Here is an 11393-nt window from a genome sequence, read left to right as displayed (position 1 = left end):
TCTCGTCGAGCCCGGCAGCGGGGGAGGTTTAGTACCCTCGATACGTGGACGTCCTGCTTGCCATCGTCGTGCTGGCCGGAGGCATGAAACTGTTGATGTTGGCCGCCGATCGGTTCGTGTCCGGTGCGTCGTCGATCGCCGTTCGCCTCCAGATCTCACCTCTGGTGATCGGTGCCGTGGTCCTCGGATTCGGCACCAGCGCCCCCGAACTAGTCGTGTCTACGGTGGCCGCAGGGCAGGGTCAGATGGACCTCGGCCTAGGCAATATCGTCGGATCTAATATTGCCAACCTCACCCTGGTGCTGGGCATCGGCGCTCTGATCCGGCCGATCGACATCCCAGAGGGAACCAAGCGCAGGGCTGGAGTGTGTGTGGCGGCGATGCTCGGCTTCGCGCTACTCGTCCAGGTCCAGGGGTCGTGGTGGCACGGTCCCGTACTGGTCGTTGGCGTTCTGGTGGCCGTCTACCTGATGTTCGTGATCGACACCGACGACCTGGCCCCACCTGCCTTATCGCCGGTGGGATCCACGGCGGCCGCCTGGTGCTGGACGGTGGGCAGCCTGCTGGTGACCCTGGTGACCGCTCAGGCCGTCGTCTGGTCGGCTACTGAGTTGGCCGACCAGTTCGGACTCCAAGGCGGATTCGTGGGCCTCTCCATCGTGGCCTTCGGCACGTCACTGCCCGAGTTGGTGACCGTGGTGGCTGCCGCCCGACGCAACGAGGCCAGCCTCATACTGGGCAGTTTGCTGGGCTCCAACGTGTTCAACAGCCTGGCCGTAGGTGCCGGCCTGTTCCTGGCCGGAGACGGAGTGCTGGGCGACCCGTGGCTACGGCGCTGGGGTCCGGTGGCCATGGTCGGGGCCGTGATGGTCGTCATGGCGTTTCTCCTCCCCATTCGCAGCCGCCGGATCGAGCGGGCCGAAGGCGCAGCCCTGTTAGCCGGCTACTTGGGATTGATGGTCGTCTTCGCGATCCAGTCCACGACCTGATGGTCCGCATCCAATGACCGGCACCTACCACCTGGTGACGCTGGGCTGCCCCAAGAACCAGGTCGACTCCGACAAGTTGGCCGGCACCCTGGCGGCTGACGGGATGCAGGCCGTCAACGGTGCGGGCGAGGCCGACCTGATCGTGGTCAACACGTGCGCCTTCGTCGACGAGGCCCGCCGAGAGTCCATCGACACGGTGCTGGCCCTGGCAGACAAGCGTCGTGACGGTGCCCGTCTAGTGGTTACTGGCTGCATGGCCGAGCGGTACGGCGACGAACTAGCCGAGGCGCTCCCAGAGGTTGACCGGGTGGCCGGCTTTGGCGTGCCCGTCACGCTGGGACCTAAGCCGTCCAGCGGCATCCAGCCCGAGACCGCCCCATTGTTCGACCTGTTGAACCTGCCCCGCCCGGCGTCGGATCGGCCGTGGGCCTACGTGAAGGTGGCCGAGGGCTGCGATCGGGCCTGCGGATTCTGCGCCATCCCCACATTCCGTGGACCGCAGCGGAGCCGGTCCATGGACGATGTGCTGGCTGAGGTTGACGCCCTGGATGCCCGCGAGATCATCCTTGTGGCCCAAGACCTGGCGGCTTTCGGACGTGACCAGGGCGTGGGCGACAAGGCCATTGTCCCTCTCGTCGAGGCGGTGGCCGCCCGGGTCGACCGGGTGCGACTCCTCTACCTGTATCCGTCGGAGCTCACCGATCGCCTGGTGGACGCCGTGTGCGTCACCGGTGTGCCGTACTTCGACCTGTCGTTGCAGCACGTGTCGTCGCCGCTCATGCGCCGCATGCGCCGGTGGGGTGACGGCGGACGGTTCCTGGAGCGCATCGAGGCGATACGGGCACGTGAACCCGAGGCGGCGTTCCGGTCCAACTTCATCGTCGGCTACCCCGGCGAGACCGAGGAGGATCACGACGCACTGCTCGACTTCGTGGTCGAGGCTCAGGTCGACTGGTGCGGATTCTTCGCCTACAGCGCCGAGGAAGGCACCTACGCGGCGGACTTGGACGCCGTGGTGGACCCCGGCCTTATGGCCGAGCGGCTCGGCGAGTTGACCGAGATCCAGGACCGGATCACCGCCGATCGCCGGGATGAACTCATTGGCCGGACCGTCGAGGTACTGGTTGACGAGCCCGGCGTGGGACGCACTCACCGCGAGGCGCCGGAGATCGACGGTGTGGTGTCCGTGCCCGAGGACCTTGCGGTGGGTACCTTCCAGTCTGTGACGGTGACCGGAGCCCTCGGGCCCGACCTGGAGGCCATGGCACTCGGACCGGTGGCAGCGTGAAGCACGTCCGTACCGTGGTCTCGCCGGCCAACCTGGTGACTCTGGCCAGGCTGCTACTGGCCCCGGTGTTGTTCGCCTTCGTACTCGACGCCCGGGACGTCGATGGCGTGACGTGGGCCGGCTTCGTGCTCGGCGTGGTCCTAGCGTCCACCGACTACTTCGACGGGATCCTGGCCCGCCGCCGTGGCACGGTGAGCCGCTGGGGGGCCTTCCTGGATCCGTTGGCCGACAAGGTCGTGGTGATTGGCGTGGCCGTCTGCTTGGGCATGGTCGGCCGCTACCACTGGGTACCGGTGGCTCTGCTGGCCTTCCGTGAGGCCGTCATCACGATGTACCGCCTGTGGTTTGCTCGTCGCGGCCTGGCCGTGCCGGCCCGCCAGTCGGCCAAGTGGAAGACCATCGTGCAGGGCACTGCCTTGTTGGTCGCCGTGCTGCCGCCGCTGCGTGACGCCGACCTGGTGGTCGGCGTGTTGTTGTGGCTGGCCGTGGCTTTCACCCTGATGACGGGCGCGCAGTATTTGCTGGACGGCAGTCGGGCCACCAGCGCCACGGGCGCCAAGTCGGCCTGAGCGGCCGGGTCGGGGAGGGGAGCAGGGCATGCGTTGCGAGATCGTCGCCGTGGGCACCGAACTCCTGCTGGGTCAGATCGTTGACACGAACTCGGCGTGGATCGGCGAGCAGTTGGCCCTGGCAGGCATTGACTGCCATCGCCACACCTCGGTGGGGGACAACCGGGACCGCATGCTGGCTGCCATGGGCGAGGCTCTGGAGCGGTCCGACGCGGTGATAGTCACTGGTGGCCTCGGGCCCACCCAAGACGACATCACCCGTGACGTGATCGCCGAGCTACTCGGCGTGGAGCTCGTGCGCGATGAATCGTTGGTGGCCCGAATCGAGGCTGTGTTCGGCGGTCGGGGGCGTCCAATGCCGGCCAACAACCTGCGTCAGGCGGACGTACCGGTGGGGGCCCGGACCATCGACCAGATGCCGGGGACGGCCCCGGGACTGGTCTGCCCGGTGGGCGCCCCCTCTTCCGGTGACGCCGATGGCGATGGTGACGACAGTCCAAAGGTCATGTACGCGGTGCCCGGTGTGCCGTGGGAGATGCACCAGATGGTGGAGGGCACCATCCTCCCGGACCTCAAGCGGCGGGCCGGCATCTCGAGCGTCATACGATCGCGCACTCTTCGTACCTGGGGGCGGTCTGAATCGGGGTTGGCCGAGGACCTGGCCGACGAGATCGATCGCATCGACCGTGACGGTGGGGCCACCATTGCCTTTCTGGCCAGTGGCATGGAGGGGCTCAAGGTACGGCTCACGGCCAAGGCGGCCACCGACGCCGAGGTGGATGCGCTACTGGCCGACGGCGAGGCCCGCGTGCGGGCTATTGCCGGACCGATCGTGTTCGGTGTGGACGACCAGACCATGGAGTCTGTGGTGCTGGACCTGCTGGTCGCACAGGGGCTTCGCTTGGCCACCGCCGAGTCACTGACCGGAGGCATGATCGGCACCCGCTTGACCGAGGTGCCGGGATCCAGCCGGGCCTTCATGGGGTCGATTGTCGCCTACGACGGCGAAGTGAAGCGGTCGTTACTGGGCGTGCCCGAGGGGCCGGTGGTATCCGAGGAGACCGTGAGGGCCATGGCGCTCGGGGCGTGCGAACGCCTGGGGGCTGACGTGTCGGTGGCCGTGACTGGCGTGGCTGGACCCGACCCGCAGGAGGGCCAGGAACCGGGCACCGTGTGGATGGCCACTTGTGTGGACGGCGAAGTCCAGGCGGTTCGGACCCGTTGGCCGTTCGACCGGACACGCATCCGGCAGTTCACCGTCATCACGGTCCTCGACGCGCTCCGCATCCGCCTGCTGGCCCGTCGGAACGCCTGACCGGCAGATTCGGCGAGTTAGGTCGCCGTGCGCCTCTTTGTGGCCGTACGGCCGTCGACCGAGGCAGCCGACGTGCTCGATCAGCTTTTTCGGCCTGAGGCGCCCCGGCTGCGTTGGCTGCCACGGGCCCAGTGGCATGTCACCCTCCGGTTTCTGGGTGACGCTGATCCCGGCGAGGTGGCGGCGGTGCTTGCCGCAGCCCCGTGGGGCGAGATCGCTCCGGTGGACGTGAGGCTCGGTCCGGCCACCGCTCTGCTCGGAGATGGCGTGGTGATGGTGCCGGCCGAAGGCTGCGACGATCTGGCGGCCCTGATGGTGGCGGCCACCGAACATCTCGACCAGCCGGTGGAGATCGCCCCCCGGGGGTATCGCCCGTTTGTCGGGCACCTGACGCTGGGTCGTTTCAGGGACGAACTCCCGTCCGGCTCGGTCGGATCACCGGTGACCGTTTCGTTCCGGGTCGATGAGGTGCTCCTGATGGCAAGTCGGACGTTGCCCGAGGGTGCCGTCTACCAGGTGATCGCCGCGTTCCCGTTGGGCGGATGATCCGGTGGTCGAGTCAACGCTCCTCGAGGGTTATGCAGGCCGAGTTAATGCAGTACCGGTCGCCGGTAGGGCCGGGGCCGTCGGGGAACACGTGACCGAGGTGGGCGCCGCACGATGAACAGGTGGTCTCGGTACGGACCATGCCGCGGCTCGAGTCGGTCCGGGCGTCGACCACAGCGCCATCGGGGCCGCTGGGCACCGGCGCAGTGAAGCTAGGCCAGCCGCAACCCGAGTCGAACTTGGCGTCACTGTCGAACACCGCGGCGTCACACGCCGCACAGCGGTAGGTGCCAGCCCTCTTCTCGTCCCAGTAGGTGCCGGTAAAGGCTCGCTCGGTGCCCGCCTCCTGGGTGCAGTGCCAGGCCATGGGGTCCAACCGCTCGGCCAGATCTGGGTTGGCGGCCGCGTGGGCGGCTCGCTTCTGCTCGGGGTTCGGGTCTCCGGTGCGGGTTTCCATGGTCTGACGGTAGTTCGAAAGGCCGAGTGCTTGCATCGAACGCCTGTTCGGAAATACACTCCTGTTATTCAAAGGGAAGCGTTCCTGAAGCCCGCTTCAGGAGCAACTTCAGAAACGCTGTCACAGGCCATCCCTAAGTTCACCGCCAACAACCCCGAACTCGACAACAGATCAACTGGAACCGGCCACCGGGCCGACAGACACACTGGAGAACACCACATGGCAAAGCACGGCAGGACGATGAGCGGCGGAGCACTTGAGGCTGGATCCGAGCGCACCAAGGCACTCGACATGGCCCTAGGTCAGATCGAGAAGCAGTTCGGCACCGGTGCCGTCATGAAGATGGGCGACAAGGGCTCCATGTCGATCGAGACAGTGCCCACCGGGGCGCTGGCCCTCGACCTGGCTCTCGGCATCGGGGGCATTCCGCGGGGCCGGGTGGTCGAGATCTACGGGCCGGAGGGCTCGGGCAAGACCACGCTGGCCACCCACGTGGTGGCCGAAGCCCAACGCAATGGAGGCATCTGTGCCTACATCGACGCCGAGCACGCCATGGACCCAACCTACGCTCGAGCCATCGGCGTCGATGTGGACGAACTTTTGATCTCCCAGCCCGACACCGGCGAGCAGGCTCTCGAGATCGCCGACATGCTCGTCCGCTCCGGGGCGCTCGACGTGGTGGTCGTCGACTCGGTGGCCGCCCTGACCCCACGAGCCGAGATCGAGGGTGAGATGGGCGACTCCCATGTCGGCCTGCAGGCCCGGCTCATGTCCCAGGCTCTTCGCAAGCTCACCTCGAATCTCAACAAGTCCCAGACGATCCTCATCTTCATCAACCAGTTGCGGGAAAAGATCGGCGTGATGTTCGGCTCGCCGGAGACCACGCCGGGTGGACGGGCCTTGAAGTTCTACTCGTCGGTCCGTCTCGACATCCGCCGTATCGAGGCGATCAAGGACGGTGTCGAGGTAGTGGGCAACCGCACCCGGGTGAAGGTCGTCAAGAACAAGTGCGCCCCGCCGTTCCGCCAGGCCGAGTTTGACATCATGTACGGGAAGGGCATCAGCCGCGAGGGCTCGGTGGTTGATCTGGCAGTTGACTTGGGCATCGTCAAGAAGTCGGGTGCCTGGTACACGTACGAGGGCGAACAGCTCGGCCAAGGCCGGGAGAACGCCAAGAAGTTCCTGCTCGACAACCCCGAGGTCATGGTCGAGATCACCGACCGTGTCTGGCGGGAGGTCCAGCCAGCAGAGTCCGAGGAGCTCGAGGCTGTCGAAGTGGGAGCCGATGCAGTGGCTCTCGGCGGTGAGGAGTTCTCCGAGGTCGACGATCTGCCCATCTCCTTGGACACCTGATCTCCCTGAAGGGCTGACAAGTCGCTGGCTCGTCGGCCTCGGCAACGTCTCTCCGCTTCGGCGGGCTGGGGATGGTGTCGGGGCCGTAGCCTTTCTTCCGTGACATCCCCGAACGAGCAGACCGTCGTGCGGTCCTACGCCGTGCGTACCTACGGGTGTCAGATGAACGAGCACGACAGCGAACGGATCGCCGGTCTTCTCGAGGCCGACGGGATGGTCCCCGCCGAGTCGGAGGCTGAGGCAGACGTCATCGTTCTAAATACCTGCTGTATCCGGGAGAACGCCGACAACAAGCTCTACGGCGCCCTCGGCAACCTAAAAGCTCTGAAGACCGAACGGCCCGATGTCCAGGTGGCGGTGGGAGGTTGTCTGGCCCAGAAGGACCGTGACCTCATCCAGCAGCGGGCTGGACACGTTGATGTCGTTTTCGGTACCCACAACGTCCACCGGGCGGTCGAACTTCTGGCCGAGGCGCGTGGTCACGGCCCGGTGATAGAGATCCTTGAGGAGACGGCTCGCGACGACGCCGATTCCTTCCCCTCGGCGCTACCGGCCCAGCGGGACGCTGACCACAAGGCCTGGGTGACCATTCAGATCGGCTGTGACAACAGCTGCGCATTCTGCATCGTGCCAGCGGTGCGGGGGCCCGAGATCAGCCGACCCTTTGGGCAGATGGTGGACGAGGTGGCGGCCCTGGCTGCCGACGGGGTCAGCGAGATCACCCTGCTTGGCCAGAACGTGAACTCCTACGGACGTGACCTGACGCTGCGACTTCGCGGCATAGATGCGGGACCGGCCGATGCCTATGAGGCGGGAGCGGTCTGGACGGCCGACCCGACCCGTCGGGCCAGACCGCTCTTTGCCGACCTGTTGGTGGCCAGTGGTGCTGTTGAGGGGATCCGCCGGGTCCGGTTCACCAGCCCACACCCCAAGGACCTCCGTCCCGAGACGATCTCCGCCATGGCCGACACCCCGGAGGTATGCGAGCACCTCCACCTGCCCCTCCAGTCGGGCAGTGATCGAATTCTGTCTGCCATGCACCGTGGCTACACGGCCGAGCGGTACCTCGAACGCCTCGAAGCTGCCCGGATGGGGATCGACGACCTGGCCGTAACCACGGACCTCATCGTGGGGTTCCCCGGTGAGACCGGCGACGACTTTGAGCGCACGCTCGAGGTGGTGGCCGAGGCCGGCTACGACTCGGCCTACTGTTTCGTTTTTTCGCCACGGGAGGGCACAGAGGCAGCAACCATGGTGGAAGACTTCGTGGATCATGAAGTGTGCGTCGACCGCTTCGAGCGGCTCCAGCGTGTTCTAAAGCGATCGGCCACCATTACCCACCGGGCTCGGATCGGACGGACCGAAGAGGTCGTGATCGAGGGCCCGGCGAAGCGGGAGCCCGACCAGGTGACCGGACGGACCCGCCAGAACAAGCTCGTGCACCTAGCGGCCGGAGACGGGCTGCGGACCGGGGCCTACGCCACGGTCCGTATCACAGACGCCGCTACCCACTACCTGCTTGGTGAGTTGGTCGAGGTGACCGCACCGCCCCGACATCGCCGGCGCATTCCCGTCGCCTCGGCCTGATCGGTGCAGCCCAACGGGCATCTCGCGATCATTGGGGCCACGGCCTCAGGCAAGTCGTCTCTGGCCCTCGAGGTGGCCCGGCATCGCCCGGGCACCGAGTTGGTCTCCATGGACTCCATGGCCCTATACCGGGGTATGGATATCGGTACGGCGTCTCCGACGGCCGCAGAGCGGGCCGAGGTTCCCATTCACCTGCTGGATCTGGTCGATCCCAACGAAGACTATTCGGTCTCCATGTTCCAAGAGGCGGCCCAAACGGCCATTGGTGACATCACCGCTCGGAACTGTCGGGCGTTGATGGTCGGGGGGACCGGGCTCCACGTCCGAGCCGTCGTCGACGACTTGGAGATCCCAGGTGAGTGGGCCGATGTGCGCTCAGACCTCAATGCTCAGTCCGACACCACCGCATTGCACGCTCGTCTCGTCGAGCTGGATCCCTTGGCCGCACGACGAATGGAGCCTACAAACCGTCGCCGGGTGATTCGGGCGCTCGAGGTCTCGATCGGATCGGGTCGGCCGTTCTCGTCGTTTGGACCGGGACTGGATGCCTACCCGCCCACCCCCTTCACCCAGGTGGGCCTCCGGGTCGATCGTGATCTGTTGGACCGACGGATCGCTGACCGTTACCGCCGCCAAATGGATGAAGGGTTCCTCGACGAGGTTCGCCGTCTAGCCGACCTTCCCGGCGGGCCGTCGAGATCGGCCGCTCAGGCATTGGGCTATCGGGAGTTGCTGTCTCACCTGCGAGGCGAATGCACCTTGGATGAGGCGGTTGATGAGGCGATGGCGGCCACCCGGCAGTTCGCCCGCCGACAGGACCGGTGGTTCCGACGGGACCCGAGAATCGAGTGGTTCGACGTGGGCGACGAGCCAATGGTGGTCCTCGATCAGGTCCTCGACCGTTTCGACGCTGCGCAGGTTGGCGTGTAGTGGGCGAATCTGGCGAGAGTCTGACGCCGGGGTGGGGAAGAATGTCGTCGTGCGCCTAACTCACCACCACGGTCTGGGAAACGATTTCCTGATCGGATTCGTCGACGAGGTTCCCGCCGACGGGGCCGAGATGGCGCGCCGTCTCTGTGACCGGGCGACTGGCATCGCCGCCACCCCTGCAGCATCCTCGAGAGGCGCCGACGGGCTCGTTCTCGGCACCACCGGTGTCGACGGCCGCCCCGTGTTCACGCTGTTCAACAGCGATGGGAGCAGGGCCGAGGTAAGTGGCAACGGCCTACGCTGCTTCGGGCAGGCTCTGGCTCGTCGTGATGGCGTCGCTGACCTCGAGGTGGTGGTCGACACGGCGGCGGGTTCTCGTCATGTTGCCGTCCGCGGCGACCCGACGGCTATCGAGGTGCTGGCCACCGTAGAGATGGGCGTCGCCGGGCCCGGCCCGACCTGCGACGGTCTAGACCTAGGCCTAGTGGGCGTAGAGGTGCTCCACGCCGATAGTGCGAACCTCGGGAACCCCCATCTCGTACTCATGGTCGATGACCCCGAGGCGGTGGATCTGGGGGTTGTGGGGCCGGCCATTGAAGCCCATTTCTCGCCGGTGGGCTGCAATGTCCACCTGGTTGTCGTCGAGACCCGCTCGGTTATCCGGTTACGACCGTGGGAGCGGGGCGCCGGGCTCACCGAGGCTTGTGGGTCGGGTGCCTGCGCAGCGGCCCACGTGGCCCACGGTCGGGGTCTCGTGGACGATGTGGTTGAGGTCCAGATGCCCGGTGGTTCGGCCACCGTGGCCGTCGGCGATCCCATCCGCTTGACCGGGCCGGCGATCTGGACCGCAGATCTCGACGACGGGAACGCCCATCGTGGGTGACCAGTCGCCGGACCCGCTCGAGTCGACGGAGCCCTTGGCGCCGCTGGAACCATCAGAACCAATGGGCCCGCTGGAGCCCCACGATATTCCAGGTGACGGGGACGACGACTCGCACCGTGGTGCCTTCGGCGAGTTCGGCGGCGAGGCCACCGGCCTCATCGACCGGACGTTCCGGGAGCGCATCGTGCTGGCCGGCGTCACCCTCGGTCGAGCCGATCCTGAAGCCACCGACGCGTCCATGGATGAACTGGCCCGCCTGGTCGACACCGCGGGGGCCGACCCCGTGGCCCGGGTACTTCAGCACCGCGACACCCCGGACCGGGCGACCTACATCGGCAAAGGCAAGGTCGAGGAGCTACGAGCGGTCTCCGAGTCGCTGGATGCCGACACCGTGATATTCGATAATGAGCTCTCCCCGGCCCAGCAGGGAAACCTTGAAGAGACCCTTAAGCGGACAGCGCTGGACCGCACGGCGGTCATCCTCGACATCTTTGCCCAAAACGCCAGCAGCCCCGAGGGCCGAGCCCAGGTTGAGTTGGCCCAACTCCGATATCGCCTGCCTCGGCTCCGCCGGTCCGGGAAGACGTTCAGTCAGCAGGGTGGCGGCATCGGCACCCGTGGCCCCGGCGAGACCCAGTTGGAGGTAGATCGCCGTCGTCTCATGCGACGGGTCACCCGATTGGAATCCGACCTGAAGCAGATCCGACGGAACCGATCCACCCAGTCCAAAGCCCGTCGCCGCACCAGCAACCAGGCCGTGGCTATTGTCGGTTACACCAACGCCGGAAAGTCGACTCTCCTGAACCGGTTGACCGACGCAGGCGTGCTAGTCGAGGACCGCCTCTTCGCCACGCTGGACGCCACGACCCGCCGCCTGCAACTACCGGGTGGTGAGGCGGTCTTCGTGAGCGACACGGTGGGTTTCGTCCGCAAGCTGCCCCATCAACTGGTCGAAGCCTTCAAGTCAACGCTCGACGTGGTAATCGACGCCGATCTGCTGGTCCATGTGGTCGATTCGTCGGATCCTGACCCGGAGGGCAGCATTGCCGCGGTGCGTGTCGTGCTCGACGAGATCGGGGCCGGTGAGGTGCCTGAGCTCTACGTGTTCAACAAGGCCGATGTGGAACCCTTGGCCGCCCGACGACTCGTCGACCGGGAACCGGGGTCGGTGGCTATCTCGTCGACCACCGGTGAGGGGATCGACGAGATGCTGGCCGTAGTGGCCCGACGGCTCCGACGTCAGACGATCGTGGCTGAACTGCACGTTCCCTATCAGCGAGGTGACGTGCTGGCCCTCGCCCACCGGGAGGGCGAGGTTATGGAGACCAAGGAATCGGAGGACGGGTGGCACATTCTGGTACGGGTCGACGAGGGCTCGGCCGGTCGTCTCACCGAGTTTCGGGTCGATGATCTACCCCCTGAATCACCGGCCTCCGGATCAGGTAACCAAAATGGAACCGACGTGACAGGGTGAGC

11 protein-coding genes are annotated in these 11393 nt (G+C 66.3%); 10 read left to right on the top strand and 1 reads right to left on the bottom strand.

The annotated features are described in order from the left end of the window. The first annotated feature begins 44 nt into the window (after positions 1 to 44). Genes QF777_07410 through QF777_07390 form a run of 5 tightly spaced genes read left to right on the top strand, consistent with a single transcriptional unit; the run spans position 45 to position 4707 of the window. Positions 45 to 989 carry a sodium:calcium antiporter gene (locus QF777_07410; protein MDP6911379.1) on the top strand — a complete coding sequence of 315 codons (945 nt, stop codon included), beginning with the start codon at positions 45 to 47 and terminating at the stop codon, positions 987 to 989. 13 nt (positions 990 to 1002) lie between these two features. Then, a complete protein-coding gene (gene rimO / locus QF777_07405; GenBank protein MDP6911378.1) occupies positions 1003 to 2277 on the top strand; it encodes a 30S ribosomal protein S12 methylthiotransferase RimO in 1275 nt (424 codons plus the stop codon). Next, positions 2274 to 2846, top strand: a complete 573-nt coding sequence (gene pgsA, locus QF777_07400; GenBank protein MDP6911377.1) for a CDP-diacylglycerol--glycerol-3-phosphate 3-phosphatidyltransferase — start codon at positions 2274 to 2276, stop codon at positions 2844 to 2846. Before rimO ends, pgsA begins: the two co-directional genes overlap by 4 nt. 28 nt (positions 2847 to 2874) lie before the next feature. Continuing rightward, a complete protein-coding gene (locus QF777_07395) occupies positions 2875 to 4161 on the top strand; it encodes a competence/damage-inducible protein A (GenBank protein ID MDP6911376.1) in 1287 nt (428 codons plus the stop codon). Between the two features lie 39 nt (positions 4162 to 4200). Then, positions 4201 to 4707 carry a 2'-5' RNA ligase family protein gene (locus QF777_07390; GenBank protein ID MDP6911375.1) on the top strand — a complete coding sequence of 169 codons (507 nt, stop codon included), beginning with the start codon at positions 4201 to 4203 and terminating at the stop codon, positions 4705 to 4707. Between the two features lie 13 nt (positions 4708 to 4720). Here the strand turns inward: QF777_07390 and msrB are convergent, their stop codons facing one another. Next, a complete protein-coding gene (msrB, locus tag QF777_07385; protein MDP6911374.1) occupies positions 4721 to 5164 on the bottom strand; it encodes a peptide-methionine (R)-S-oxide reductase MsrB in 444 nt (147 codons plus the stop codon). A 219-nt stretch (positions 5165 to 5383) separates the two neighbouring features. Here msrB and recA point away from each other — a divergent pair, with 219 nt between their 5' ends. The 5 genes from recA to hflX all read left to right on the top strand — a co-directional run bounded on the left by recA (position 5384) and on the right by hflX (position 11391). Next, positions 5384 to 6517 (top strand): recombinase RecA, encoded by a 1134-nt coding sequence (gene recA, locus QF777_07380; GenBank protein ID MDP6911373.1) that lies wholly within the window; start codon positions 5384 to 5386, stop codon positions 6515 to 6517. 99 nt (positions 6518 to 6616) lie between these two features. Beyond that, a complete protein-coding gene (locus tag QF777_07375) occupies positions 6617 to 8104 on the top strand; it encodes a MiaB/RimO family radical SAM methylthiotransferase (protein ID MDP6911372.1) in 1488 nt (495 codons plus the stop codon). 3 nt (positions 8105 to 8107) lie between these two features. Then, positions 8108 to 9034 carry a tRNA (adenosine(37)-N6)-dimethylallyltransferase MiaA gene (miaA, locus tag QF777_07370; GenBank protein MDP6911371.1) on the top strand — a complete coding sequence of 309 codons (927 nt, stop codon included), beginning with the start codon at positions 8108 to 8110 and terminating at the stop codon, positions 9032 to 9034. 31 nt (positions 9035 to 9065) lie between these two features. Next, positions 9066 to 9917 carry a diaminopimelate epimerase gene (dapF, locus tag QF777_07365; GenBank protein ID MDP6911370.1) on the top strand — a complete coding sequence of 284 codons (852 nt, stop codon included), beginning with the start codon at positions 9066 to 9068 and terminating at the stop codon, positions 9915 to 9917. Beyond that, complete coding sequence (gene hflX, locus QF777_07360) at positions 9910 to 11391, top strand: GTPase HflX (protein ID MDP6911369.1); 1482 nt, start codon at positions 9910 to 9912, stop codon at positions 11389 to 11391. The genes dapF and hflX overlap by 8 nt, the downstream gene beginning before the upstream one ends. Positions 11392 to 11393: the final 2 nt, after the last annotated feature.

Source organism: Acidimicrobiales bacterium (genome assembly GCA_030747595.1).
Classification (GTDB): Bacteria; Actinomycetota; Acidimicrobiia; order Acidimicrobiales; family MedAcidi-G1; genus UBA9410.
The sequence above is the reverse complement of the archived record's forward strand: the minus strand, read 5'-3'. Positions and strand labels throughout refer to the sequence as shown.